At 65.1% G+C, this 26,078-nt stretch carries 25 protein-coding genes and 2 pseudogenes; 22 read left to right on the top strand and 5 right to left on the bottom strand.

The window, feature by feature from the left end; all coding sequences use genetic code 11:
- Positions 1-112: 112 nt before the first annotated feature.
- The gene (locus tag SMD10_RS22540) at positions 113-385 is read right to left on the bottom strand and encodes a hypothetical protein (protein ID WP_331687994.1); all 273 of its coding nucleotides are present in this window, start codon (positions 383-385) and stop codon (positions 113-115) included.
- 359 nt (positions 386-744) lie between these two features.
- Between SMD10_RS22540 and SMD10_RS22535 the strand changes: the two genes are divergently transcribed.
- A complete protein-coding gene (locus tag SMD10_RS22535) occupies positions 745-1,686 on the top strand; it encodes a substrate binding domain-containing protein (protein WP_331687993.1) in 942 nt (313 codons plus the stop codon).
- Between the two features lie 134 nt (positions 1,687-1,820).
- Here SMD10_RS22535 and SMD10_RS22530 read toward each other — a convergent pair whose 3' ends face one another.
- Positions 1,821-2,762 (bottom strand): LysR family transcriptional regulator, encoded by a 942-nt coding sequence (locus SMD10_RS22530; protein ID WP_331687992.1) that lies wholly within the window; start codon positions 2,760-2,762, stop codon positions 1,821-1,823.
- A gap of 86 nt (positions 2,763-2,848) precedes the next feature.
- Here SMD10_RS22530 and SMD10_RS22525 point away from each other — a divergent pair, with 86 nt between their 5' ends.
- The 15 genes from SMD10_RS22525 (at position 2,849) to SMD10_RS22455 (ending at position 20,076) form a co-directional block, all read left to right on the top strand.
- Positions 2,849-3,334 (top strand): hypothetical protein, encoded by a 486-nt coding sequence (locus tag SMD10_RS22525; protein WP_331687991.1) that lies wholly within the window; start codon positions 2,849-2,851, stop codon positions 3,332-3,334.
- Positions 3,331-3,909: a peroxidase-related enzyme gene (locus SMD10_RS22520; RefSeq protein WP_331687990.1), complete on the top strand. Its 579-nt coding sequence runs from the start codon at positions 3,331-3,333 to the stop codon at positions 3,907-3,909. Before SMD10_RS22525 ends, SMD10_RS22520 begins: the two co-directional genes overlap by 4 nt.
- Positions 3,909-4,295 carry a Rid family detoxifying hydrolase gene (locus tag SMD10_RS22515; RefSeq protein WP_331687997.1) on the top strand — a complete coding sequence of 129 codons (387 nt, stop codon included), beginning with the start codon at positions 3,909-3,911 and terminating at the stop codon, positions 4,293-4,295. The genes SMD10_RS22520 and SMD10_RS22515 overlap by 1 nt, the downstream gene beginning before the upstream one ends.
- Positions 4,292-5,458, top strand: a complete 1,167-nt coding sequence (locus tag SMD10_RS22510; protein ID WP_331687989.1) for a PLP-dependent cysteine synthase family protein — start codon at positions 4,292-4,294, stop codon at positions 5,456-5,458. The genes SMD10_RS22515 and SMD10_RS22510 overlap by 4 nt, the downstream gene beginning before the upstream one ends.
- Positions 5,459-5,618: 160 nt before the next feature.
- Positions 5,619-7,109, top strand: coding sequence for an ABC transporter substrate-binding protein (locus tag SMD10_RS22505; RefSeq protein WP_331687988.1), 1,491 nt, complete (start codon positions 5,619-5,621; stop codon positions 7,107-7,109).
- 56 nt (positions 7,110-7,165) lie between these two features.
- Positions 7,166-8,701, top strand: coding sequence for a M81 family metallopeptidase (locus SMD10_RS22500; RefSeq protein WP_331687987.1), 1,536 nt, complete (start codon positions 7,166-7,168; stop codon positions 8,699-8,701).
- 229 nt (positions 8,702-8,930) lie between these two features.
- Positions 8,931-10,385 carry an NAD(P)/FAD-dependent oxidoreductase gene (locus SMD10_RS22495; protein ID WP_331687986.1) on the top strand — a complete coding sequence of 485 codons (1,455 nt, stop codon included), beginning with the start codon at positions 8,931-8,933 and terminating at the stop codon, positions 10,383-10,385.
- Positions 10,382-11,245 carry an alpha/beta fold hydrolase gene (locus SMD10_RS22490; protein ID WP_331687985.1) on the top strand — a complete coding sequence of 288 codons (864 nt, stop codon included), beginning with the start codon at positions 10,382-10,384 and terminating at the stop codon, positions 11,243-11,245. The genes SMD10_RS22495 and SMD10_RS22490 overlap by 4 nt, the downstream gene beginning before the upstream one ends.
- Positions 11,242-12,162, top strand: coding sequence for an ABC transporter permease (locus SMD10_RS22485; RefSeq protein ID WP_331687984.1), 921 nt, complete (start codon positions 11,242-11,244; stop codon positions 12,160-12,162). Before SMD10_RS22490 ends, SMD10_RS22485 begins: the two co-directional genes overlap by 4 nt.
- A 12-nt stretch (positions 12,163-12,174) precedes the next feature.
- Positions 12,175-13,032, top strand: a complete 858-nt coding sequence (locus SMD10_RS22480; RefSeq protein ID WP_331687983.1) for an ABC transporter permease — start codon at positions 12,175-12,177, stop codon at positions 13,030-13,032.
- The gene (locus SMD10_RS22475) at positions 13,029-14,204 is read left to right on the top strand and encodes a M24 family metallopeptidase (protein ID WP_331687982.1); all 1,176 of its coding nucleotides are present in this window, start codon (positions 13,029-13,031) and stop codon (positions 14,202-14,204) included. The genes SMD10_RS22480 and SMD10_RS22475 overlap by 4 nt, the downstream gene beginning before the upstream one ends.
- Positions 14,205-14,207: 3 nt before the next feature.
- Positions 14,208-15,218, top strand: a complete 1,011-nt coding sequence (locus SMD10_RS22470) for an ABC transporter ATP-binding protein (protein ID WP_331687996.1) — start codon at positions 14,208-14,210, stop codon at positions 15,216-15,218.
- Positions 15,215-16,126 (top strand): ABC transporter ATP-binding protein, encoded by a 912-nt coding sequence (locus SMD10_RS22465; RefSeq protein ID WP_331687981.1) that lies wholly within the window; start codon positions 15,215-15,217, stop codon positions 16,124-16,126. Before SMD10_RS22470 ends, SMD10_RS22465 begins: the two co-directional genes overlap by 4 nt.
- A 68-nt stretch (positions 16,127-16,194) precedes the next feature.
- The gene (locus SMD10_RS22460; RefSeq protein WP_331687980.1) at positions 16,195-17,691 is read left to right on the top strand and encodes an ABC transporter substrate-binding protein; all 1,497 of its coding nucleotides are present in this window, start codon (positions 16,195-16,197) and stop codon (positions 17,689-17,691) included.
- A gap of 162 nt (positions 17,692-17,853) precedes the next feature.
- Entirely contained in the window at positions 17,854-20,076 is a 2,223-nt protein-coding gene (locus tag SMD10_RS22455; protein WP_331687979.1) for a molybdopterin-dependent oxidoreductase, read from the top strand.
- Positions 20,077-20,107: 31 nt separating this feature from the next.
- Here the strand turns inward: SMD10_RS22455 and SMD10_RS22450 are convergent, their stop codons facing one another.
- On the bottom strand, positions 20,108-21,154 hold the full coding sequence (locus tag SMD10_RS22450; RefSeq protein ID WP_331687978.1) for a uroporphyrinogen decarboxylase family protein: 1,047 nt from the start codon (positions 21,152-21,154) through the stop codon (positions 20,108-20,110).
- A 139-nt stretch (positions 21,155-21,293) separates the two neighbouring features.
- On the opposite strand from SMD10_RS22450, the gene SMD10_RS22445 reads away from it, so the two are divergent.
- From SMD10_RS22445 to SMD10_RS22435, 3 genes and pseudogenes are all read left to right on the top strand, one after another.
- On the top strand, positions 21,294-22,286 hold the full coding sequence (locus SMD10_RS22445; protein WP_331687977.1) for a LysR family transcriptional regulator: 993 nt from the start codon (positions 21,294-21,296) through the stop codon (positions 22,284-22,286).
- Positions 22,287-22,375: 89 nt separating this feature from the next.
- A complete protein-coding gene (locus tag SMD10_RS22440; RefSeq protein WP_331687976.1) occupies positions 22,376-22,498 on the top strand; it encodes a hypothetical protein in 123 nt (40 codons plus the stop codon).
- A gap of 38 nt (positions 22,499-22,536) precedes the next feature.
- Positions 22,537-23,326: pseudogene (locus SMD10_RS22435) on the top strand (transposase).
- Here SMD10_RS22435 and SMD10_RS22430 read toward each other — a convergent pair.
- Positions 23,221-23,580 (bottom strand): hypothetical protein, encoded by a 360-nt coding sequence (locus tag SMD10_RS22430; protein ID WP_331687998.1) that lies wholly within the window; start codon positions 23,578-23,580, stop codon positions 23,221-23,223. The pseudogene SMD10_RS22435 and the gene SMD10_RS22430 sit on opposite strands and share 106 nt — an antisense overlap.
- Before the next feature lie 387 nt (positions 23,581-23,967).
- Between SMD10_RS22430 and SMD10_RS22425 the strand changes: the two genes are divergently transcribed.
- The 3 genes and pseudogenes from SMD10_RS22425 to SMD10_RS22415 all read left to right on the top strand — a co-directional run.
- Positions 23,968-24,204 (top strand): antitoxin MazE family protein, encoded by a 237-nt coding sequence (locus SMD10_RS22425; RefSeq protein ID WP_432757302.1) that lies wholly within the window; start codon positions 23,968-23,970, stop codon positions 24,202-24,204.
- Positions 24,201-24,557 (top strand): type II toxin-antitoxin system PemK/MazF family toxin, encoded by a 357-nt coding sequence (locus SMD10_RS22420; RefSeq protein WP_331687975.1) that lies wholly within the window; start codon positions 24,201-24,203, stop codon positions 24,555-24,557. Before SMD10_RS22425 ends, SMD10_RS22420 begins: the two co-directional genes overlap by 4 nt.
- Positions 24,558-24,824: 267 nt before the next feature.
- Positions 24,825-24,983, top strand: a pseudogene (locus tag SMD10_RS22415) (recombinase family protein); the annotation flags it as partial.
- Here SMD10_RS22415 and SMD10_RS22410 read toward each other — a convergent pair.
- Positions 24,970-26,078: recombinase family protein (locus SMD10_RS22410; protein WP_331687974.1), on the bottom strand; the 1,109-nt coding region annotated here is incomplete at its 5' end. The pseudogene SMD10_RS22415 and the gene SMD10_RS22410 sit on opposite strands and share 14 nt — an antisense overlap.

The raw sequence follows: 26,078 nt of genomic DNA, 5'->3' as shown, positions 1-26,078 counted from the left end.
AAATCCTGCGGCTGGTCGCTCACCTCCTGCTTCGCCACTCTTGGCCGCCGATCTTCATCCTCGCCTGGTCGCGTTGGCGACGAAACCATCAAGCCCTTGCCGCCCTCGCTCATCAGAAAACCCGTATCAAAGTGCAACTGTAGTAATAGATCGGCCGTCGCCCGTAACGCCGCACCAGCATCGAAACCGGAATGGTGGCGACGCAGGTGCCGAGCATGAACATGCTGACCGGCAGTGTGGTCAACACCGGGCTGGGCGACAGCACGTTGCCGACGAGGCCGCCGAGCGACACCATGATGGGCGGTAGCGCGCCGGCCAGGCATTGCGCGGCCATCAGGAGAAAGACGGACGCTGGAAGACGCTCCGTGACGGGGGAATGAGACACGAACGAGGAGGCTCCGCTCAAGTGCATCGGCCCGAAAATCGGACACGATTTTCGCAAAGCGAGATGCATGGATTCACAGTGTCGAAACGCCCTTTGCGGGTCCGATCGGACGCATGGCACTCCAAGGGTGAACGCCCGTGCACAGCGGCCGCCGCGCAACGTGGCGCGGGCTATCATCGAGCCATGTCCGCCGCAGGGAAACACTCAATCGCGCATCCTTTTCGTGCGTCAGCGCAACAATGGTGCGCAACGAATATGCAATAACAATAATTGCTTATCAGGTAGGCTGCGCTCTTGCCGATCGCAGCAACGTGGAACATTCTGGCATCCGGGAGGCTCCCAGATCTGAGGGAACCGACGTGAACCAGCATACTCGTTTGCAGTTGCCCGACGTGGCCGACATCGAGCGCATTCAGCTGATCACCGCTTTCGTTCTGGTGGCGGATGCCATGAGCTTCGCCAGCGCCGCTGCCGTCGCTAAAGTTTCCGCCTCGACGCTGAGCCGCAAGGTCTCACGGCTCGAGACTCTTCTCGGTCTGCGCCTGCTCGAACGCACCACGCGCCGCGTGGTGTTCACCGAAATCGGCGAGATCTACTACAATCATTGTCGGGATATGCTTTCGCGTCTGCGCGAAGCCGACCACATGATCTCCTCCTACAACACCGAGCCACAGGGGCTGCTTCGGGTGAGCTTTCCGGTCGCCTTTGGACGTCTCGCCCTGTCCGACATCATCGCCGATTTCATCGACACCTATCCAAAGGTGAAGATCGAGGCGAACTACACCGATCGATTTGTCGACCTGCTCGAGGAAGGCTACAACGCGGTGGTGCGGATCGGCGTATTGCCGGATTCGAGCCTCGTGGCCCGAAAGATCGGGTGCAACCGCAAGCTATTGGTCGCAACGCCCGGCTATCTCGCGCGCTTCGGCACGCCCGAAACACCGGCCGACCTAGCCGAGCATGCTTGCCTCTGCTTTTCCCGCTATGCCCGCTCGGGCACGACCTGGCAGTTCAAGGAGGGAGAGACGATCGAGACGGTGCGCGTGGCCGGGGACCTGCGGTCGGATAGCTCGGAGGCGATCTATCAGGCGACGTTGCGCGGCTCGGGCATTGCCATCGTCGCGAACTACATCTGCGGCGATGCCGTACAGTCGGGCGAACTCGTGTCGCTGCTGCCGGATTGGACGGTCTGGCCCGAGTCGAACATCTACATCTGCTACGCCTCGAACAAATATCTCCTGCCCAAGACGCGGGTCTTTTCGGACTTCCTCGTGCAGCGCCTGCGCAACGCCCTGCGATAACTGGTTCCGAGCATCAGGCGGGACGGCGGCTCATCCCGTTGCGAAAGCGGCGCGACCGGCCTCGCGAACTGCTTGTTGCGGCGGTGTCATCCGGTCCGCCGCGAGGTCGACTCGAGGTCGCGCCACGGCCTTTCTCACGCTGCGTCGGGCTCGCGGATGACGCAGCCCGGCACCGTCTCCGCGCTGGCCGAGCGGAACGCCGAGATGAAGTCCTGCAAAGGCTCTGAAAGGACACGCCCGGTGGCACTGAAAAGCCCCCAGGAATAGGAAATCGCGACATCGAGCGGGCGGATGGCGACGCCCTTCACCCCGATACCGAATGCGCTGACCGGATCGACGATGGCGATGCCGAGACCGGCACGGGCCGCCGCGATGGCATTGAGCGAGGAGTTGGTCGCCAGTTCGGAGCGCGGTCTGACACCCGCCTTCGACAGCGCCGCCTCGATCAGGCGCCGGACGCGATAGGGGTTGCTGAGGGTCACCAGACGGTTCTCGGCCAAGGCCGTCAGCGGCATCGTGTCCTCTTGGGCAAGCGCCGATGCCTCTGGCAGAGCCGCCACGAGTTGCGACTCGCAAACCAGGTGGCACGTCAGGCCGGCGTGGTCGAGCGGAAAGGCGGAGACGCCGAAATCGGCCATCCGGGCGCGCAACGTCCGCACAACATGCTCTGCGTCCATAGTCTGGACATTGATGATCGCCGGCAGTTCCGCGCTCATATGGGACAGCGCCGGGCCGAGCAGGCCACCGGCCATGGCCGGCGTCATCGCGATGTCGATCGAGGCAAGTCGCTCGTCGCGGATTGCCGCAGCCCGCTCGCTGATCTGGCGCAGGCTCGCCAGAACGCGCTGGGCCTCCTCGTAAAAACGCAAACCTTGATCGGTGGGCGAGATCCGCGGACCGTTGCGATGAAACAGCGCAAAACCAACGGTTTCCTCCAGATCCCGCACCAGACGCGTGACGGTTGGCTGGCCCGTTCCGAGCTGGCGTGCCGCGCTGGTCATGGACCCCGAGGCCATGGCCGCCGCAAACGCCTCGAGCGCCCGGACGTCGGGAAGGTCATTATTCACTATTGACATATTTATCCATCTATCATCATCTCAATGAATATTAGCGGCGCTCGGCATAGCCGCAGACGGCGACGATTCAAAAGAGATAGCCAAGAATGACTTACCACGCACGCCCCGACATGATCGACCGATCGGCGGGGCTCGAAGACGGCGGATCCGTGTTCGCCTTGCGCTCACGCCGATCCAACTTTCTTGAAGGATCGGAGGCCTGCCGGGTATCGGTCCTCGATCCTCAGGACGACCTCGGACTGTCGCCCGCTCTGCGCGCTGCGGTCGCGCGGCGCGTGGCGCGCAGCGGCGGCAGCGATCGGCTGCTTGCCGAATATCGGGCGCCCGCCGAGGCCGAGCTCGCCGAGCTTGCCGAGGGTGCGATGCCGGCGGATCCGGCGCTGGCGGCGATCGCCGCCCACGCCGACATGATCGCGGCCGAGCCGGCGAAGGCGAGCGCGAACCACCTTGCGGCGCTCGCCGACGCCGGTCTGACGACGCCGCAGATCATCGCGCTTTCGGAACTCCTGGCCTTCGTGTGCTTCCAGATCCGCGTCGTTCACGGCCTGTCGCTCTTGGACGCCGTACGATGAGCGAGAGGGTTTCCATCAGAGTCAAGCCGCTGACCTGGTTCCCGCACTTGCCGCCGGTCGAGATGGAGGCGGCGACGACGCGTCAGCTCGACGCCATGCAGGTCACGCCCTCGGCCAAGTCCGTGTCGCCCTACGTTCGCACGCTGGTGCACGACCCCGACAGCTACGTCGCCCGCACCGAACTGTTCAACGCGATCATGTATGCCGAGGGCGGATTGCCGCGCCGGGATCGCGAATTGGGCGCCCTGGCGGCCTCGATCTTCAATGGGTGCCGCTATTGCGCCAATGTCCATGCCCGCCAGCACGCGCGTCTGGCCGGCTCGCACGACGTGGTCTCGGCTCTGTGGCTCGGCGATCGCGAGGCGCTCGGTGCCCGCGACCGGGCCATCGTCGAATTCGCCGAGGCTCTGTCCATGACGCCGCCGAGGGCCGACGCCGTGCATCTGGCGCGGCTGCGCTCGGCCGGTCTCGACGACATGCAGATCGTCGATCTGATTCACGCGGTTGCCATCTTCGGCTGGGCCAACCGCCTGATGCATCCGCTCGGCCACTCTTCCCCCTCCCCGCGAGATTGATCATGACACCCATCACCACCGCTGCTGCTCCCGCCGCCATCGGGCCCTATTCGCAGGGCGTCGTGTCCGGCCGCCTGTTGTTCGTCTCGGGCCAGTTGCCGATTGATCCGACGAGCGGCGAACTGGTACGCGGCGATGCCGTCGCGCAGATTCGGCAATGCCTCGCCAACATCGCGGCCATTGCCAGAAAGGCCGGCAGCGACCTGTCCCACACGGTCAAGACGACCATCCTCATCACCGACATCCAGGCCTTCGCAGCCATCAACGAGGAATACGGCAAAGCCTTCGCGTCGCCTTACCCGGCGCGGACCTGTTACGAGGTTTCGGCCCTGCCCAAGGGGGCGTTGGTCGAGGTCGAAGCCGTGATCGAGGTGGCCGCGTCATGACCGATACCGCGATCGCCGCCGCCCCGATCCACGCCTTGCACGATCTCGAACTGCCGCCGCTGCCGGACTGCGCCGAACGCGCCTGGGCAAGGCGCGCCGTGGGATTGCTGCAGGGCGATGCCCGCCGCTCCGCCGACACTCACCTGATCAAGCCGGTCTTTCCCGGCCTGAAGGGCATTTCCATCTACCTCAAGGACGAAAGCACCCATCCGACCGGCAGCCTCAAGCACCGGCTCGCCCGCTCGCTGGTGCTTTACGGCATCTGCAATGGCCTGATCCGTCAGGGTACCACGCTGGTCGAGGCGTCCTCGGGATCCACTGCGGTCTCAGAGGCCTACTTCGCGCGGCTCTTGGACCTGCCCTTCATCGCCGTCATGACGCGCTCGACATCGCGCCAGAAGATCACCGAGATCGAACGGTTCGGCGGACGGTGCCATCTGGTGGACCGTGCCAGCGAGGTCTACCCCGCCGCCCAGGCGCTGGCGGCCGAAACCGGCGGCCACTATCTCGACCAGTTCACCTATGCCGAGCGCGCCACCGATTGGCGCGGCAACAACAATATCGCCGAGAGCATCTTCGCTCAGATGGAACGCGAACTGCACCCGGTGCCGGACTGGGTCGTCATGAATGCCGGTACCGGCGGCACCTCGGCAACCATCGGGCGCTACATCCGCTACCGCAATCTCGACACGCGCCTTTGCGTCGTCGACGTCGAGAACTCCGTCTTCTACGACTGCTTCAAGACCGGGGATCGCACGGCGACCTGTATGCAGAATTCGCAGATCGAGGGAATCGGCCGCCCGCGTGTCGAGCCGTCGTTCCTGCCCTCGGTGATCGACCATATGATCAAGATCCCCGACGCCGCCTCGATTGCCGCGATGCAGGTGCTGTCCGATCGGATCTTCCGCCGCGTGGGCGCCTCGACCGGAACGAACTTCTTCGGACTTTGCTGGGTCGCGGCCCAGACGATGCGGCTCGGGCGCGAGGGTTCGCTGGTTTCGATCATCTGCGACAGCGGAGCACGCTACACCGATACGTACTACGATCCGGCCTGGCTGCGGGAGAAAGGCATCGACGTCGCGCCTTTTGCAGCGGCGATCGACCGGTTTCTCGACACCGGCGAGCTCGCGCTTCCCGACACCGAAGCGGTCGCAACCGCCTGACTATGGCGCTCCGGACCGTGGCCGGCGCCGCCGTTTGCCGGATTTCTGGGCAGGGTTCAGAAAATGGGCGGAAACCACTTCAATCATGTTGATTTCGAATTCAATATGGTTCTTTATGCCTATAGGGAATAATTCTACCTCTCATGATGGGAAGTCCGAAATGATGCTTCGGCCGATGTTCACCGCCGCTCTTCTGCTCAGCTCCGGCCTCGTCGTTCCGGCCTATGCCGAAGAACTGACCCTGGCCGTCTCGGCCAACGTGACGACCCTCGATCCGCGGCAATCCTCGACCGTGCAGACCAATCTTTCCGTCGCGAGCCACCTCTATACGCCGCTGGTCATTCGCCAGCCGGACCTGTCGATCGCGCCTGCGGCGGCCGAAAGCTGGGAGGCGGTGGACGACACCACTTGGCACTTCACGCTGCGCCAGGGGATCACCTTTTCCGACGGCACGGTGCTCGACGCCGACCTGGTGAAGTGGAACATCGAGTCGATGCTCGATCCCGACGATCCCAAGCACAACGCGCCCTGGTTCAAGTCGATCAGTGCCGTAACGGTGCTCGGGCCCTACGAGCTGGAAATCAAGACATCCGAGCCCTATCCGGCGCTTCTCGACCAGATGTCGATGTTCTTCCTGATGTCGCCGGAGTGGACCAAATCGCACGATCCTTCGAAGGAGGCGATGGGCAGCGGCCCGTACGAGCTGGTGTCCTACACGTCCGGCGACAGTGTCGTCCTGAAGGCGCGAGAGGACTATTACGGCGGCAAGCCGGAGTTCGACGACGTGACGATCCGGTCGATCCCGGAAAGCGCCGCGCGTGTCGCGGGCCTGATGGCCGGTGAGCTCGACCTCATCTTCGATATTCCGCCCACCGAGATCGCGCGGATCAACGACAGCGGCAAGGGCAAGGCGGGCGCGGTATCCTCCGTCCGCTCGATGTTTCTCAAGATCAACACCTTGAAGGAGCCGTTCGGCGACAAGAAGCTGCGCCAGGCGCTGAACTACGCGCTCGACAAGGAAGGGATGCTCGATGCGCTGTTCGACGGCCACGGCGAAGTCAGCCGATGCCAGGTGCTTTCGCCTGCCTATTTCGGCTACAACGAGACGCTGGAGCCCTATCCCTTTGATCCCGACAAGGCGCGGGCGCTGATCGCCGAAACGGGCATCGCGACACCCATTCCGGTGGAGCTCGAAGTGCCTGTCGGGCGCTACCTGCTGGCATCCGAAATCGCCCAGGTGGCGGAGATGGAACTCGAGGACGTGGGCTTCGACGTGACCATCAAGGAGATGAGCTTCTCCTCCTATATCGACAAGTACATTCGCGCCCATGACCTCGGGCAGCTGTCCTATCTGGGGCAGGCCTGGCCGACGCTCGATGCCGACGGATTGCTGGCGCTGTTCGAGATGGGATCGGTCTACGCCTACTGGGACGACCAGGAGTTCAAGGACCTGCTCGACAAGGCCCGCGCGACCGTCGACAAAACGAAGCGCAAGGCTCTCTACGCAGACGCCACCGCCCACATGTGCGAAGAGGCGCCGGCCGCCTTCCTGTTCAATCAGCCGGTGGTCTACGCCATGTCCGATCGGATCGACTGGACGGTGCGCGGTGATGACTGGGTTCGCGCCCAGGACATCACGCTGAAGAAATAGTCCGTCAGATGGCGCCGGCTCTTGCATCGCCAGAGCCGGCGATCCGGATATCCGCCATGGCCTCTCCCCGTATCCTGATTGCCGGCATCGCACACGAAACGAATAGTTTCGCGCCCGGCCGCACGCCGCTCGACACCTTTCTCGCCGACACCGACTTTCCCGGTCTGAAGCGCGGCACGGATCTGCTTGTCTTTCACGACGGCAACAATTTCGGCACCTCGGGTTTCCTGGCGGCGGCCGAGGCCTGGGCGACCTTGGTTCCGTCGGTCTGGATGCACGGAGGGGCCGGAGCCCCAGTCGCCGACGAGGTGGTCGATTTCTTCTGCGAGGCGGTCTTGCAGGATCTCGAACGGGCCGGTGCCGTCGACGGAGTCTATCTCGACCTTCATGGCGCGATGATCAGCGAAAGCCATCTCGACGCCGAAGGCGAGATCCTGCGGCGGATTCGCGACCGACTGGGCGAGGATCGGCCGATCGTTGCCAGCATGGACTATCACGGCAATCTGTCGGGCGCGATGGTCGAAGCGCTCGACGGGCTGGCGGCCTACCGAACCTATCCGCATACCGACCGCGAGGTCGCCGGGGCGCGTGCCGCCCACCAACTCCAACGGATCTTCCAGGACGGACGGCCGCGAGCCAAGTCCCTCCTGCGAGGCGATTTCCTGATCCCGCTGCCCTTCGAGTGCACTTTGGTCGAGCCGTCCCGGCACCTCGTCGCCGCCTGTTCGCCGCTGCCCAAGGGCGTAACGGCGCTGGAATACGTTCCTGGTTTCCCCGCATCGGATGCGCCGGAGAGCGGACCCAGCGTGCTCGCCATCGGATACGATCCTGCGGCGGTCGAGGCAGCCGCGCAGGGACTTCACGCCGCGCTCGTCGCCGCCGAGGCGGATTTCGCGGTTCCGGTCCATGCGCCGGATGCGGCGCTCGCGGCAGTCCGCCAGATCAGCGGAGCCGGCCCGGCGATCCTTGCCGATACGCAGGACAATCCGGGTGGTGGTGGCGCAGGCGATACCACCGACCTTCTGAAGGCGATGGTCGCAGCAAAGGTCGACAATGCGGCGCTTGCCATCATGATCGATCCTGAGGCGGCGGCGGCGGCTCACGCGGCCGGCACCGGCGCAACCATCGACCTGGCGCTGGGCGGCCGGCATGGTCCGGACGGCGTAACGCCTCTGGCCGCGCGCTTTGAGGTGCGCACCCTTTCGAACGGACGATTTCGCGGCACCGGCCAGATCGTCGGCGGGCGCGACATTGATCTCGGTCCCTCGGCGGTGCTGCGTCTGGGCGGCATCGACATCGTCACAGCATCCAACCCCATGCAGCCATACGACCCGATGGTGTTCGGTCATCTCGGTCTCGATGCCGCGCGCTACGACCTTTTGGCGCTCAAGAGCTCGGTCCATTTTCGCGCCGATTTCGAGCCGATGGCGCGCGCCGTTCTGCTGGTGCGGGCCCCCGGACGGCACCGCGTCGATCTCGATCGGTACTCCTACCGGAATTTGCGCGCCGGGGTTCGATTGGGACCGCTCGGCCTCCGTTTCGAGCCGAGGCTCGATGACACCGGCAGGCCTGAAGAGCGCAAGACAGCGTGATCGGCGATCGGACCTGTGAATGGATTAAATTCGCTCGCATCACGATGATGCGGGAAAGGCATTTCTCGATGGGAATAATTCGAAAACGGTATGATGTCCGACCTTGAGAGACCCGGCCGCTGCATAGCCTTCACCCCAATCCCCCGCTTGCCCGATCGTGACCAAAGCTCATGCCCCTTCGACAATCGTGCCCGCGCCATCGCGGCGGGCGATTTCTCTCACGCCTGTCATGACTGAGCCGATCGGGCTTGCCGCGCTGGCTGCGCGCTTGAACAAGGACCTGACGCTTCTGGAGCTGCCCGCCAAGAGCTGGGTGCCGGCGCGGCACTACGACGGTCGGCCCGTGCGCGACGTGATCTTCGTCGGTGCGGGCATGTGCGGACTAGCGGGCGCGGCGCGGCTGAAACTCGCCGGCGTCGACAACGTCCGGCTCTACGACGCCGCCCCCGAAGGGCTCGAAGGGCCGTGGGACACCTTCGCACGGATGAAGACCCTGCGCTCGCCGAAGACGCTGGCGGGGCCGGCTCTCGGTCTGCCCGCGCTCACGTTCCGGGCCTGGTTCGAGGCGCAATTCGGCGAAGCGGCTTTCGAGGCGCTCGACAAGATCCCCAAGGGCCAGTGGATGGAATACCTGCGCTGGTACCGCCGGGTGCTGGACCTGCCCGTGGTCAACGAGACCCGGCTCACCGGCATCAAGGCCGCCGGCGACGACCTCGTCGCCGTGACGCTCGTCGATGCCGAGGGCGAACGGGTGGAATACTGCCGTCATCTGGTGCTGGCCACCGGTCGGTCCGGTCTCGGCGGCGGTGCAGTGCCGCCCTTCCTCGCCGGCATCGACCGTCGCTTCTGGGCCCACAGCGCCGACGAGATCGATTTTTCGGCGCTAAAGGGCAAGCGGGTCGTCGTCGTCGGTGCCGGCGCCTCGGCGATGGACAATGCGGCAACGGCGCTGGAGGCCGGTGCGGACTGCCTCGACATGCTGGTCCGGCGCAAGGATCTGCCGCGCATCAACAAGATGACCGGCATCGGCAGCCAGGGCGTCGTCCACGGCATGCGCCATCTGCCCGACGCCTGGAAGTACCGCTTCAACGACTATGTCAATGACCAGCAGGTGCCGCCGCCGCGCTCCTCCACCCTGCGCGTCACCCGCCACGAAAATGCCCGCCTGTTTCTCGGCTGTCCGGTGGAGAGTGTGGTCGAGACGGGCGAGGCGATCCTGGTCAAGACCCCCCATGGCGATTTTGCCGCCGACTTCGTGATCGCCGCCACCGGCTTTCGCAACGACTTCTTCGGCCGCGACGAGTTCGCCGCCATCGCCCCTCATATCAAGACTTGGCGCGACGGTGTCTACGATCCCGAGATGGGCTCGGCCAAGCCGTTCATGACCGACGCGCCCTATCTGGGTGAGGCCTTCGAGTTCATCGAAAAGACGCCCGGCTCGTGCCCGATCCTGGCGCGCATCCATTGCTTCAACGATGCTGCGATGCTGAGCCACGGCAAGCTCTCTGGCGACATCCCGGCGATCTCGGCCGGCGCCGACCGGCTGATGCGCGGCATCGTCGCCGAGCTGTTCGTGGCCGACCGGGCGGTGCACTTCGCCAATCTGCAGGCCTTCGCCACGCCCGAACTCGTCGGCGACGAATGGGTCGACAGCACCCCTCTTCTTCAGGAGCGATCGAAATGAGCCTGTCGGGCCGCGAGGACTATGTCGAACTGAACGGTGCGCGGTTCCGCTATCGCATCGCAGGCGAAGAGCACGGACAGACCGTCTTTCTCCTCCACGGAGGACGGGGGATCGGCGATTATCTGGGCGAGTGGACCGCCTATGCCGCGCTCGCCGACAGCTATCGGGTGATCGCCTACGATCAGCGCGGCTGCGGCCTCTCCTCGATCACCTATCCGATGAACTTCCGTCAATATGCGGACGACCTCGATGCCTTTCGCCGCCACTTCTGCGGGGACGACGGCAAGATCATCCTGGAGGGCGGCTCGTTCGGCGGCATGATCGCGCTGACCTACGCCGTCCATTACCAGGAGCATCTGACGCACCTGATCGTGCGCGGCACCGCGCCGTCGCACCACCATGAGGCCGAGGCGGTCGAGACCTTCAAGGCGCGTATCGCCAAGGTGCCGTCGGCCTCGCCCGAGATGATCGACAAGCTGTTCTCGGAAGACGTCGTGGACGACGTTGAGCTGCGGCTGATCTGGTTCGCGCTGCAGCCTCTCTATTACGAGACGTTCGATCCGAACGGCGCGCTCGAACGCACGCGCACCATGCATCTGCATGCCGAAACCCACAACGCGATGTTCCGGGAAAAGGAGCACGACCTGCGCGACGCGCTGAGCTCGATGCGGGTTCCGACCCTCGCCTTCTGCGGCGAGAAGGACTGGATCTGCCCGCCGAGCCAGACCCGGCTCATCGGCGAACTGTGCCCCAATGCCGAGAGCTGGCTGGTGCCCGGCGCGAACCACGCCTGCCACCACGAGCGCAATGCCGAGGTTCTGGCCCGCATTCGCCGCTTCCTGTCCGGAACCCCCTTATGACCGGCTTCGTCCTCCGCAGGTTGGGCGAGTCGCTTCTGGCCGTCTGGGGCGTGGTGACGATCGTCTTCTTCGTCACGCGCGTTCTGGGCGATCCGGCCGCGCTGCTCCTGCCGATCGGCGCCACGCCGCAGGAGATCGAGGCGCTGCGCGATCATCTCGGACTCAATCAGCCGCTGATCATGCAGTATGTCGGCTATCTCGGCGATATCCTGCACGGCGACTTCGGCACCTCCTTCCAGCATGGGCGCTCGGCCATGGCGGTGGTGCTGGAGCGCCTGCCGGCCACCGCGCAGCTGGCCCTTACCGCCATCGTGCTGGGCGTTGCAATCGGCTCGGTGGCGGGCGCCATCGCGGCCCTCAAACGTGGGCGCGCGATCGAGCTGCTGGTGATGGCCATCGCCCTGCTCGGTCAGGCGACGCCGGTCTTCTGGCTGGGCATCATGCTGATCCTGTTCTTCGCGGTCCAGCTGCATTGGCTGCCGACGGGGGGCTACGGAACGCTGAGCCATCTCGTGCTTCCGGCCTTTACGCTGGCCGTGTTCGTCTCCGCCTCGATCGCCCGGCTGCTGCGCTCGTCCATCCTCGACATCCTCAAGGAGGACTACGTGCGCACCGCCAAGGCCAAAGGGCTGCTGCGCTCGACGATCTTCTTCTGGCACATTGCCCGCAACGCGCTGATCCCCGTCGTCACCATGACCGCGATCCTGACCGGCGAACTGCTCGGCGGTTCGGTGGTGACCGAGACGGTGTTTTCCTGGCCCGGCATCGGGCGGCTGATCATCCAGGCGATCGATGTCAAGGACTTCCCGGTCATCCAGGCGGGCGTCACGCTGATCGCGACGATCTTCGTTCTGATCAACTTCGCGGTGGACCTGCTCTACGGCCTCCTCGATCCCCGCATTCGGACGACGCGGTAGGGAGGCCCGGAGATGCGCTACTTCTTCAGGGAACTCCTGCGTTCGCGAGCCGGGCTGGTCGGCGCCGTGCTGCTCGTCTTCATCGTGGCGCTGGCGCTGCTGGCGCCGATGCTCGACCTGCCCGATCCGACGCGCGGCGATCTGCGCGCTCGCCTCGCCGATCCCACCTGGAGCGGGTTGTTCTCGCCGGGCGCCCATCCGCTGGGGACCGACGAGGTCGGTCGCGACATCCTCTCGCGGCTGATCTTCGGAAGCCGCATGACGCTGATCGTCGCTGCCACCGCGGTGCTGCTCGGCGGCGTCGTCGGCACGGTGCTCGGCGTCCTTGCCGGCTATAAGGGCGGCCTCACCGACCGTCTGCTGATGCGTCTGGTGGACATCCAGCTCGCCATTCCGCTGATGCTGCTGGCGCTCCTCGTCGTCGCGGCGCTCGGGCCGTCGCTGCACAACGTCGTCCTGGTGCTCGCCCTCACCTCCTGGATCCGCTATGCGCGGATCATCCGCGCCCAGGTTCTGAGCCTGCGTGAACGCGAGTTCGTGCAGTCCGCCCATGCCATCGGCGCGTCCACCGCGCGGATCATGTTCCTGCACATCCTTCCCAACGTGCTGACGCCGGCCCTGGTGGTCGGCACGCTGGAACTCGCCCGCGTCATCATCATGGATGCGGCGCTGAGCTTTCTCGGCCTCGGCGTGCAGCCGCCCACACCATCCTGGGGGCGGATGCTCGCCGACGGACGCGTCTACCTCTCCTCGGCCTGGTGGACCGTCACCTTCCCGGGTCTCGCCATCGTCATCACCGTCTTGTCGGTGAACCTCTTCGGCGACTGGCTGCGAGATTATTTCGATCCCAAGACACGGAGCGCGAAATGAGCCGCGATCTGCCCCGCCTCGCCCACCTGAAGGCCGCCATGGCCGAAGCCGGCATCGACGCGCTGGTCTGCTTCAAGCCGGAGCACACCTTCTATCTCTCGGGCTTCAACCCGATCATCTATTCCCATCCGCTGGTGGTGATCCTGCCGCTCGACGGCGAACCGGTGCTCCTGTGCCACGCGCTGCGCGACGACCACGGCCGCTCCGAAAGCTGGGTCGAGGACATCCGCCTCTACGGCGCCTGGTCGACCAAGGTCACCATGGGGCCGAACTGGCTCGACGCCCTCGCCGCCATCCTGGCCGAGAAGGGCGTCGCGGCAGGCCGGCTGGGACTCGAGCTCGACCACATGCCTGTCGCCCGCTTCCGCCAGATCGAGGCGCGGCTGACGGCCGCGCACTTCGCCGACACCTCGGCGCTCTTCGACCGCTGCCGCATGGTCAAGGACCCCGACGAGATCGCCATGGCGCGGGTCGCCGCGCGGCTCGCCGACACCGGCATGGAGGCTGCCATCGAAGCGCTGGCGGCCGGTGGCACCGAGCGGGACGTGGCGACCGCATCGATGGCCGCCATGAACGCGCTCTGGGCGGGCGACCTCCCCGACGTGGAGGTCGCCGATTTCGGCACCCTCGAGGGTGGTGCGCAGAACGGCCTGTGGACCTGGTGCCTGGCGGGCGACCGCATGTTCCGCAATTGCGACAACCCCACCCTGCGGCGGCCCGTGAAGGGCGAGGCGGTGTCGATCTTCATCTGGACGGTCGCCAACGGCCTTCACGCCGAGAACGAGCGCACCGTGGCGATGGGGCCGCTGCCGGCGGCGCAGCGCCGGGCGCTCGACACCATCCTCGAGATCCGCGAGGCGATCAAACCGGCGATGAAGCCTGGAACGCCCATGGCCGAATTGTTCCACATCACCAAGCGCGGCCTGGTCGAGCACGGGTACGAAAAGAATATCCCGGGCCGGATCGGCCACACCATCGGCATCGGCGCCCACGAGCACGTTTCCCTCGACGCCAAGTCGGACGTGATCCTCGCCCCCGGCATGCTCTTCACCCTGGAGCCCAACCTGCGGGTGCCCGGCGAGGCGGCGACCCAGATCTCGGACACGGTGCTGATCACCGAGGACGGCCACGAATTCCTCACCCGTTCGCGGGGCGGCTATCTGGAGGTCTGATTGGTGGCGCCGCTCCTCGATATCCGCAATCTGACCGTCGAGTTCGACACGCCGGGCGGCATCGTCCATGCGGTCAACGACCTCAGCTATACGGTCGAAGCCGGCGAGACGCTGGGCATCGTCGGCGAGAGCGGCTCGGGCAAGACCGTCCATATCCTTGCCGTGCTGGGTCTGCTGCAGCGTCCCCCCGGCCGGATCGTGTCCGGCCAGGCCTTCTTCAACGGCCGCGACCTGATGGCGCTCAACGATCGCCAGATGCGCGACATTCGAGGCGGCGAGATCGGCATGGTGTTTCAGGATCCCATGTCGTCGCTCAACCCGGTGCTGACCGTCGGGCGGCAATTGCGCGAGGTGCTGGAGCGTCACTCTGGACTATCGGGCCGGGCGCTGAAGGCCCGCATGGTCGAGCTTCTCGACATCGTCGGCATTCCGCACGCCGAAGCGAGGCTGTCGCAGTACCCGCACGAGTTCTCCGGCGGCATGCGCCAGCGCGTGATGATCGCCATCGGCCTGTCGTGCAATCCGCGGCTGCTCGTCGCCGACGAGGCGACCACCGCCCTCGACGTCACCGTTCAGGCGCAGATCCTCGATCTGGTGCGCAAATTGAAGGACGAGTTCAACACGACGGTCATCTGGATCACCCACGACATGGGTGTGGTGGCCGAACTCGCCGACACGATCCAGGTCATGTACGGCGGCCGCATCATGGAGCGCGGACCGGTCAGTCCGGTGTTCCACGATCCGCGCTCGGCCTACACCTGGGGTCTGCTGCGCTCGCTGCCGCACGAGGGGGCGCGCGGCCAGCACCGGCTCTACCAGATCCCCGGCAGCCCGCCCAATATGGCGAATCCGCCGCCCGGCGATCCCTTTGCGCCGCGCAACCCCTTCGCCACCGAGCAGTGCCGCCGCGAGATGCCGCCGCTGCGCGAGGTGGGCGACGTGTCCGGCCACCAGGTGGCGGCGTGGTACGACCTGCCGTCTTGTCTCGCCGCCGCGAAGGAGCCCGCATCATGAGCCCGATGCCGCTTCTCGAAGTGACGAACCTGATGCGCAGCTATGGCGGCGGAAAACGGCTGTTCGGCGCACCCAAGCCGCTCGTCCATGCCATCAACGACGTCTCCTTCACGATTGCGGACGGCGAAACGCTCGGCCTGGTCGGCGAGAGCGGCTCCGGCAAGTCGACCACCGGGCGCGTCGTGCTGCAGCTCGAAAAGGCCGATGGCGGCGAGGTGCGCTTCAAGGGCCAGGAACTGACCCATCTGGGCGGCCAGGCGCTGCACAAGTACCGCCGCCAGATGCAGATCATCTTCCAGGATCCCTATTCGGCTCTCAATCCGCGCATGAAGGTCGGACGCTTCGTCGGCGAACCCCTGGTGGTGCACGGCGTCGAGCGTGGATCGGCGCTCACCGATCGGGTGGCGGAGCTGTTTCGCATCGTCGGCCTGGAGCCGAGCTTCATGTCGCGCTATCCGCACGAGTTTTCCGGCGGCCAGCGCCAGCGCATCAACATCGCTCGCGCCATCGCGCTCAATCCCACCTTCATCGTGGCCGACGAGCCGATCACCGCGCTCGACGTCTCGATCCAGGCGCAGATCGTCAACCTGTTTCAGGATCTGCAGGATCGGCTCGGCCTCGCCTATCTCTTCATCGCCCACGATCTCAGCATGGTTCGCTATCTGTGCCAGCGCGTCGCGGTCATGCTGCGCGGACGGATCGTCGAGCTGGCGCCGACCGAGGCGATCTTCTCCGACCCGCAGCACCCCTATACGCGCTCTTTGCTCGCCGCGATCCCAGTGCCCGATCCCGATCGGGTGCGCGCCCCGCGCACGCCCTTCGACGTCGCGCGCAACATCCCGCCGCGTGAAGCCGAGATGAAGGAAATCGCGCCGGGCCATTTCGTGCTCGACCATTCGACGACCTAGAAGGCGCGCCTTTGAAGCCGCCCGCGACACCCCCGAAGCCGACAAATCAACAACGACAGGGAACCGCCATGATGAAAACAGTCTCGCTCCTCGCCGCGGCCACTGCGCTGACCGTCGGGGCCGCCTTTCCGGCCGCCGCCATGGATGTGACCCTCGCTCAGAGCTCGGCGATCAACACGCTCGATCCCCACGGATCCGCGTCGGTCGGGTTGGATCTGTCGGTGCTGAGCCACATCTACCCAACGCTGATCCTGCGCGATCCGTCCTACGAGTTGGTGCCGTCGCTCGCCACGTCGTGGAAGGCCGTCGACGACACGACCTGGACGTTCACCCTGGTGGAGGGGGCCACCTTCGCCAATGGCGAGCCGCTCGACGCCGAAACGGTGAAGTGGAATCTGCAGCGCGTCACCGATCCGGACAATCCGACGCGCATTTCCTCCTGGTTTTCCTCGATCGACACGGTCGAGGTGAATTCGCCCACCGAACTGACCATCAAGACCAAGAACCCGTTCCCGGCACTGCCGGCGCAGCTGTCGATGTTCATGCTGCTGCCGCCGAAATGGACCGCCGACCACGACCCGGTCACGGAGACCATGTCGGGCTATCTCTACAAGGTCTCCGACTATGTGCCCGGCGACCACATCACCATGGTGCCGAACGACAAGTATTGGGGCGACAAGCCCGCCCAGTTCGACAGCGTCACCTTCCGGGTGATCCCCGAAACCGCCAGCCGGATCGCCGCCCTGCTCGCCGGCGAGGTCGACATGATCAACAAGGTGCCGGCCTCGGAGATCAAGCGCATCGAGGATGCCCCCAACGCTTCGGCCGGCGCCGTGGACAGTACGCGGTCGGTGTTCATCAAGTTCAACACCGAAAAGGCGCCGCTCGACAACAAGCTGTTCCGCCAGGCGCTGAACTACGCCGTCGACAAGGACCTGATTGCCGACGCCCTGTTCGACGGCCTCGCCACCGTGTCGAACTGCCAGGTGATGACGCCCTATTACTTCGGCTACAATCCGGATCTGAAGGCCTATCCCTACGATCCCGAGAAGGCCAAGGCGCTTCTCGAGGAGAGCGGCGTCGATCTCGGCCAGACCTTCGAATTCGAAATCCCGACCGGCACCTATCTTCAGGGCGAGGAGGTCGCGCAGGCCGTTGCGCAGATGTTCGCCGACGTCGGCGTCAAGACCAACATGCAGTCGATGGAGTTCGGCGCCTATCTCGACAAGTATCGCAAGGCGCACGATCTCGGCCGCTTCTCGCTGCTGGGCCAATCCTGGGCGACGATCGACGCCGACGGCCTGCTGACGCTGTTCAAGCCCGGCAACCAGTATTCCTACTGGAATGACGACGCTTTCGATCAGGCGCTGATCGAGGGCATCTCGACCACCGACGAGGCAAAACGCGAAGCCGCCTACAAGAAAGCCACCGAGATCATGTGCGAGGAAGCCCCTGTCGTGTTTCTTTATGCGCAGCCGGCAACCTACGGCGTCTCCGACCGCGTCGACTATCAGGCGCGGGGCGACGACTGGATGCGCGCCTTCGACATGACGCCGAAGGAATAGCGGCGGCTTTACCGACGCCGGCGACGGCCTGGTTCAGTTTGCCGTCAGGTGGATCATCTGACGCCGCAAAAAAGCGGCTGATACATAGATTCGGAGCGGTTTGGGCGAGCATTTCCGAGCCCACACCGCTTTCGTACCGCCGCTCTACTCACGGATGGACCGATGCACCTTTTTGCCACGCATTTCGGCTTCTACGAGGTCGAAGATGGGGTGGACGGCCCACATCTCGTGCCGTTCCGCCACGATCCGGCGCCCTCGCCGGTCGGCCTGCATTTCCTTGATCTCGCCGATCATCCGACGCGCATCCGCCAACCCATGGCGCGCCGCGGCTGGCTCGACGGCGACGGCGGGGCGGCGCGCGGCGACGACAGCTTCGTTCCATTGTCGCTGGACGATGCGACGCGGCTCGCCGCCAAGGCTCTGGCGGAGACGCGCGAGCGATACGGCAATCGCTCCATCTTCGCCGGCTCATATGGCTGGGGCAGCGCGGGGCGCTTTCACCATCCGCAGAGCCAGCTCAAACGCTTCCTGAATCTGGCCGGCGGCTTCGTCTCGGCACGCAACACCTATAGCTATGGCGCCGCCAAGGTGCTGATCCCGCACCTCGTCGGAGGGCAATACGCCGATCCCGGCGGTTTCAATCCGACCTGGGACCGCATCGTGGCGGCGCGGCCGTTCATCCTGTCCTTCGGCGGCATGCGGCTCGCCAATGCCCAGGTGGAATCCGGCGGCACGGGGCGTCACATGACGGGCGAATGGCTGGAGAGGTTCCGGGCGGCGGGCGGCGAAATGCTGACGATCTCCTCCGACGCCCGCGATGCGCCGATCGGCGAGCATCTGGCGATCCGGGCGGGAACCGATACCCACGCGCTCCTCGGCATCGCCAATGCGATGCTCTCCGAGGACCTCGCCGACAGGGCGTTCCTGCAGCGCTGCTGCACGGGGTGGCAAAAGGTCGAGGCGCTGCTGACCGGGGCGATCGACGGCGTCGCGAAGACGCCAGACTGGGCCGCCGCGGCCACCGGCATTCCCGCCGAAACGCTGCGGGCGCTGGCGCGGCGCATCGCCTCGGTACCCAGCCTCGTCAACATGGCCTGGTCGCTGCAGCGCGCGCGGGCCGGCGAGCAGCCCTATTGGGCCGCCATCGTGCTGGCTGCCATGGCCGGAGACCTCGGCCGGCCGGGCCGCGGTGTCGCCTTCGGCCTGTCGGCGGTCTCTTCGATCGGAAACCCGGTGCGGCGGATGAAGGGGCCGGCGCTCGACCAGGGCAGCAATCCGGTTTCGGACTTCATTCCCGTTGCCCGGCTCACCGAGATGCTCGAACGGCCGGGCGCGTTGATCCCTTACGACGGCTCGACGATCGAGCTTCCCGACATTCGCCTGGTCTGGTGGGCGGGCGGCAATCCTTTTCACCATCACCAGGACCTCAATCGCCTGGCTCGCGCCTGGAAGCGCCCCGAAACGGTAATCGTTCACGACAGCGTCTGGACCGCCACGGCACGCCACGCAGATCTGGTCTTTCCTTCGGCTCTGCCCTTCGAGCGCAACGATATCGCGGCCGCTTCGCGCGACGACTGGATCGCCTTCAGCAAAAAGGTCAGACCCGCGCCGGACGGCATTCCGACCGACCACGCCTGCCTTGCGGCGATCGCCGCGCATCTGGGTTTCGCCAACGCCTTCACCGAAGAGCGCAGCGAGACCGAGTGGCTGCGCCATCTCTATGACGGATATCGGACCACCTATCCGGAATTGCCCGACTGGGAGGCGTTCACCGCACAGGGCTTTGCGCGGATCGCTGCGCCGACCCTGCCCGCGGATCTGCCCCAGCCGCTGGCGGACTTCGTCGCCGACCCGGATGCCGCGCCGTTGCAGACGGCGAGCGGCCGGATCGATCTGGCTCCGGCTCTGGTCTTCGACCACGATGCCGGACTGGGTCAGCCGCTTTGCGTGCCGCTGGCCGCCGATGCGGCAGAGGACGATCGCCACCCGCTGCGTCTGCTCTCACCGCAGCCCGAACAGCGGCTCCATAGTCAGCTCGACGGCGCAGCGGTGGCCGCCCGCGCGCGCATCGACGGTCACGAGGTCGCGCGGCTTCATCCGCAGGACTTGCAGGCAGCGGGGCTCGCGGATCGCGACCTGGCCGAGATTCACAACGGGCGGGGGATCGTGCGCGTCGCGGTCTGCGCCGATCATCGGGTCGTGCCCGGTCATGTGATTTTGCCGACCGGTGGCTGGTACCGGCCCATGCGGGGGACCGACGGACGGCTCGTCGATCACGGCGGCAACCCCAACACGCTGACCGACGATCAGGGCACCTCCGCCTTGGCGCAAGGGGCGAGCGCCGGTGTCGCAAGGGTCTCGATACGCCCTGTCCCGGCGCCTTGAGCCATCGACAGACTGTCGGGCAAAGCTGCGGTCAGGCAGACAGAGCCGCCTGGCTTTCGATTTTCGGGCGCGCGGTGGCATGCGAAGGTGCCGCCGCGATGCCGCGGACGAAATCGCGCAGGCGGTGAACGGTCCGCGCGTCGAATCCGGCACGCACCGTGCAACTCGGCGCCAGGATCACGTCGCCCAGCCCCTCGGTGTTGTCGAGACAGGTGCGAACCTGCTGCTTCAGCACGTCGATTTCGTTGCGGGTGATCGCCCAGCGATCGAGCCCGCCGATCATGCATTTTTTCGAGGCGATGAGACCAGCGGAGGCGGAGGGAAGCGTTTCCCAATCGTGCCAGTGCATGGCTTGCACGGGATAGCCGAGAAGCTCGTAAAACCGGATCGACTCGCCATGGAGGTGCAGGATGTTGAACGGCGCGTGTGCGGCGCCCATCAGCGCCTCGATGTCGTAAGGCATGACGTATTCGCTGAAATCGTCATAGCCGTAGAGCCGGCGCGAGGTGTCCTGATGGGCAAAGAAGATGCCTGTGGCGCCGCTGGCGAGGGCGGCTTCGATCAAGGCGCGGGTGGAGCGTGCGATGCGCGCCAGCGCCTGGTGCACCAGCACCGTTTCGGTACCGGCCCGGATCTGGTCGCGAATGCGGCCCTGGCTGAGCTTTGCAGCGGTGGTCATCGGACTGAACACCGTGAAGAAGATCGGCAGGTCGGGAAGCGCCTCTCGAACCATGCGCAGCGAGCGCAGTTCGCGCGCAAAGGTGCCCCTGGCAGGATCCAGTTCGGGCAATCGCGCCCAGTCGGATGGCTGCGCGAACGGCGTTGCCGTGATCTTGGCGATGCCTCCTTTGGGCACCTCAGAATAATCCACGCAGACGCCGTAATCTTCGACCGCGTACATGCCGTTAGGAGCGGTCTTGACGAAATCGAGATCGAAGGTGCGCTGCGTCTCCACCGTGGCCTCGGCAAGGCATTCGGCATCGCGGTCGCAATGCGGAAAGTGGGTCCAGAAGGAAAAGAGCGGGCCGTCCTGGGCACGATCGCCGAAGACGTTCCGGATCAGGGATGAGTAGGTCACCGCGAAAGCCCTTCTTGATCGAGGCTCGGTCACGCCGATGCCGGTTCGAAGAGGAGCATAGGGGCGGATGGGGTATATGAAAAATATTATGTTGGTATAAAATCCATCGTAATTTCGTATGGCATGAGGAGCGGCCGCAATGCGCTTGGAACAGCTCAGGCTCTTTCTGGCGATCGCCAAGGCCGGGTCCATCTCGGCCGCCTCGCGCGAGACGGGCCTCGCACAGCCGGCCCTCAGCGTGCAGATGCGGCAGCTCGAGCAAAGCCTGGCGGTCCGGCTGTTCGACCGGTCGGTGCATGGCGTGCGGCTGACCGAGGCGGGCCAGCGGTTGTTGCCCCGCGCCGACGCCGTGCTGCGCCATGCCGCCCAGGTGCGTGAAGAGGTCCGCAACGCCGAAGGCGCGCCCTCGGGGCAGGTAACCGTCGCCCTGTCGAAGTCGCTCGTGCCGATCCTGGCCGGTGACCTGTTCTGGCAGGCACAGCATCGCTACCCGTTGATCGAGCTGCAGATCACCGATCCGTCCTTTCCGGATTCCAGCCGGATGATCGAGACCGGCGCGGTCGATTTCGGCCTTCTGCCCAACGCCCTGGCGATGGAGAAGGTGACGGCCGAGCCGGTGCTGGCACAGGATCTCTATCTGATTGGTCCGCGATCCGAGCTCACGCGGGAAGCCGGGCCTCGACACACGGAACGACAGGGCGGCGATACCAAGGGCGACGAGGCATGCGTGGAGTTCGCCGAGCTTCGCCACCACCGCCTGGTCATGGGCGGTCCGAGCAATCAGCTTCGCATCGAGCTCGAAAACCTCGCGGCAAAGGCGGGCTTTGCGCTCGACATCGCCTATGAGCAGGATGCGGTCGCCGTCTACCATGAGATCGTGCGCAGCGGCCCCGTCAGCACGGTGGTGCCCTATTCGACGTTTGCCCACGACATCGAAAGCGGCGTGCTCGCCGGGCGGCGGATCGTCAATCCGACCCCGGAGCGGGTGACTTGCTTCGTCTGGAACCGAGAGCTGTCGAATGCCGCCACGACCATTCGGGATCTGATGGCCGACCTGATCCTCCAGGCGATCGCCCAAGGCCGGCTCAGAGGGCACGCGCTGCTGTCCGAGGCCCGCCCCAACCTGCGGTGACCGTCAGCGCACCGACGCCTTCGCAAAGCCGGTCGAAAATGGCCCCTAAACCCGCGTGATCAAAACGGATACTCTAAGAGTCGTCACCCGTGAAGAATTGGGAAGCCCTTGAAAAGGCTTCCGGATCATGGTTGGCGGAGATTTTTCTTTTGCAGGATTGGGCGGTTTTGGGGCTGATAAACTTGCAAATTGCGTTGGCGCTGCGGGCGTGATTCACTGGTTCCCGGATCGATGATCGGGGGACTTTTCGATGCGTCCGAAGGAGCGGCGGGACAGCGGGCAGAGCGATCTGTTCCGGGCTCGGCTTGATCAGATCGTCGACCCGCACCACGCGCTGGTCCGGCTCGGGCGGGCGATCGACTGGCGCTTTCTGGAAGAGCGGCTGGGGGCGGTCTACACGGATGCGCCCGGCCATCCGCCGCTGGCGACCCGGCTGATGGCGGGGCTGGCGATCCTGAAGGCGATGCATGGCCTGTCCGACGAGGCGCTGTGCGATCGCTGGCTGGAGAATCCGTACTTCCAGCTCTTCTGCGGCGAGGAGTTCTTCCGCCATCGACTGCCCTTCGACCGCTCGTCGATGACGCTCCAAGGGCGGCCAGTTCGTCACCCATGTCCAGGCGCTGCCGGGCAAGCCCTATGACGGGCACACGCTCGAAACCGTCATTCCCGCCATCGAGAACCAGGTCGGTGCCACGCTCACCCGCATCATCGCCGATGCCGGCTACAAGGGCCACAACGCACCCGAGAGCCACCGCTTCAAGGTCTACACCGCCGGCCAGAAGCGCGGCATGACCGACGCCGTCCGCCGCGAGATGCGAAGAAGAGCCGCCGTCGAACCCGTCATCGGCCACCTCAAGGCCGACCACGGCATGGGCCGAAATCATCTCGCCGGCGCCATCGGCGATGCCGCCAACGCCGTCCTCGCCGCCGTCGGCTACAACTTCCGACGGCTCCTCGCCTGGCTCTGGCTTTTTATCGCCTTCATCAAAGCCGCTCTCCTGGCGCCCATCACCCCGACCGAGTCTGCCCAGGCGGCTTGATCAGCCTTCTTCACGGACGACAGATGAAGGAGCGCGTCGACGTTGGCACGATAGTCGATGGCGTGAGCAAATATCTGCTCGCCGCCCGAACGAGTGATGCCCCAAAAGGAGCCGCCTTCGGTTTCGATCTGCAGAGCCTGAACTTCCTTGCCGCGTGCGGCGATCTTGCGCCTGTCAAGAATGCGCAGCCCCGCATTTGACAGGAGTTCCATGCTGCCAATGACGGCAAGCGTCGGACGATCGATGTCAGACATGACAGTCACCCTCTCGTTAACGCGGAGACAAAGTCCCGCACGAGAAGCGACCCGACATCACGACTACGACAACTGGTTCGCCCGGCTTCGAAGACGCGGCGGCGAGCCGCTTCGATAACGCCAGGAACGAACGGCCTATCCCACCTTTCCGCCTGGGGCCGGACGCTTGCGGTACTCCAGCAAGGAGTAGAAGCCTGACAGCAAATACAATCTATACGATAGCCTTAATTCCTATCGCGAGCAAGATCCCGAAACGAGAGGCTTGAGAAAGATAACGGGATTGCGGTCCGGCAGAGTAGATCGGGTTCCCTTCTGTAAGGAAAGGCGGTGGTCAGCCCGGGAGGGGTTGTGGTAAGTTACATGTAACTGACATGGCGGAGATCATCATTGGCCATGACGTCGAATTCCAAGCCCGTGCGGGTGAAGGTTCGGGAACATCGCGATCGGCTGCGCGCACAAGGATTGCGGCCCATTCAGATCTGGGTGCCCGACGTGCGCGCGCCCTCTTTCCGAGACGAAGCGCATCGTCAGTCCCAGGCGGTAGCTGCCAGCGCTCACGCTGAGGAGGATCAAGGCTTCGTCGACGCCGTGTCCGCCATCGATCCTGACGGCGATGAGGAATGAGGCGCGGCGAGGTCTGGACCGTCTCCGGCGGCAAGGATTATGCGGGCAAACCGCGCCCGGTCGTCGTCGTGCAGGACGACAGCTTCGATGCCACTGACTCCATCACGATTTGCGCCTTCACCACCGATCCGACCGACGCTCCGCTGTTCCGCCTTGCGGTCGAGCCGAACGAGCGGAACGGCCTGCGCTCCATTTGCCGCCTGATGGTGGACAAGATCACCACCGTACCCAAGGCAAAGATGGGCGCGCAGATCGGACGTCTCGATGATGAGGACATGGTGCGGCTCAATCGGGCGATGACCGTGTTCCTGGGCCTGGCGGTTTCTTCGCGAGCCGGAAGGGGAAAAGAATGATGCGCTTCGACGCACAGACGCAACCATCCAGGAAACGGCGGCAATCGGCGGCGGATCGGTTGTTCTGGATTGGCAGGATCCGGGCGATGCTGGATGCATGCCCAGGAAGCGCGCCCATCGCAGTCGCATACGAAGGCGCGCCGTGTCCGGCGCGCTGCCGGACGATCTTTACGGGTATGCCAGAGCCTCGACGCCGCCGCATATCGGGCGGCCGGTCAAACACGATCTTAGTGACTGGACCGTTACCGACGACTGGCCGGATTCGGTCAGCGGATGATCGAGGCTGGTACGTCCAAGCCTGCGCCCTTCGACGTGGTCGTGGTGCATTCGTTCAGCCGCTTCTTCCGCGACCACTTCGAGTTCGAGTTCTATGTCCGAAAGCTCGCCAAGAACGGCGTCAAGCTCGTCTCCATCACGCACAAGATGCTACTGGCGGCATAATACGGACGGATCGGCTGTTCTTCTGCTCGGTGGCGAAGGCGAGGATGCCCATAAGCTCGCCGCGTAGCTCGGCATGGACCTCGCCGCGCTTCGGGCCGGGGGTCAGCACGATCTCGCCGATGAGCGAGCGCAACGCCTCGGCCGCCTCGCGGCCACCATCGGGATCGTTGAGGGCTTCGGTGAACCGCTCCACGTTCCTGCGATAGATGTTGGCGATGTTGGGATGCACATCCGGCACATCGGCAGGAGCCTGCGCCATGCGGGCTATGATCTCCGCCTTCTCCCGCTCAAGCTCGTTCATCCGCGCCTTCATGGATGGCTGATATAGCCCGTCCTCGATAGCCGCCATGATGCCGGCGATGGCGCGCTCGCTCTTCTGGAGCGTCTTCTGGTCCGCGTCCGCCTGCGCCCGCCGGTCACGGTTCAGCCGGTTGGCTTCCTTGGCATAGGCGCGCACCGCTTCCGCGACCGCCTCGGACGATACAAGCCGGTCGCGCAACCCCGCCAGCACGCGCGCCTCGATCTCGTCGCGCCGGATCGTGCGGCCGTTGTCGCAAATGCCTTTGCGCAGATGGTTGCGGCAGGCATAGCGATCGGTCATCACCATGCTGATCCTGCCGCCGCAGCAGCCGCAGGTGAGCAGGCCGGACAGCAGGGTGACGGGCCTGTTGGTCAGGTGCAGCCGCTTGGCGCGGCTCTCGGGGGTGTTGGTGAGGTTGGGACCGAACAGGGCCGAGATACCACGTTGGCACTCGCGCACCGCCTGCCAGAGCGCATCGTCCACGATCCGCAGATGCGGAACCTCGGCCCTGATCCATTCGCTTTCCGGGTTGATGCGCGAGACGCGCGTGCCCGTCTCGGGGTTCTTGATGAAGCGTTGCCGGTTCCATGCGAGAACCCCGGCATAAAGCTCGTTGTTGAGGATGCCGGTGCCAGCCGCCGCATTGCCCCTTATGGTGGCGTCGATCCAGGGACGGTTGCGGAGACCGGGAACACCTTCCCGGTTCAACTGGAATGCGATCTCCTTCGGGCTTCTGCCAGAAGCGTATTCGCGGAAGATGCGGCGCACCACCTCGGCCT

The organism is Consotaella aegiceratis, assembly GCF_036541425.1.
GTDB lineage: Bacteria > Pseudomonadota > Alphaproteobacteria > Rhizobiales > Rhizobiaceae > Consotaella > Consotaella aegiceratis.
Note: the sequence above shows the minus strand (reverse complement) of the source record. Positions and strands in the feature narration are given on the sequence as shown.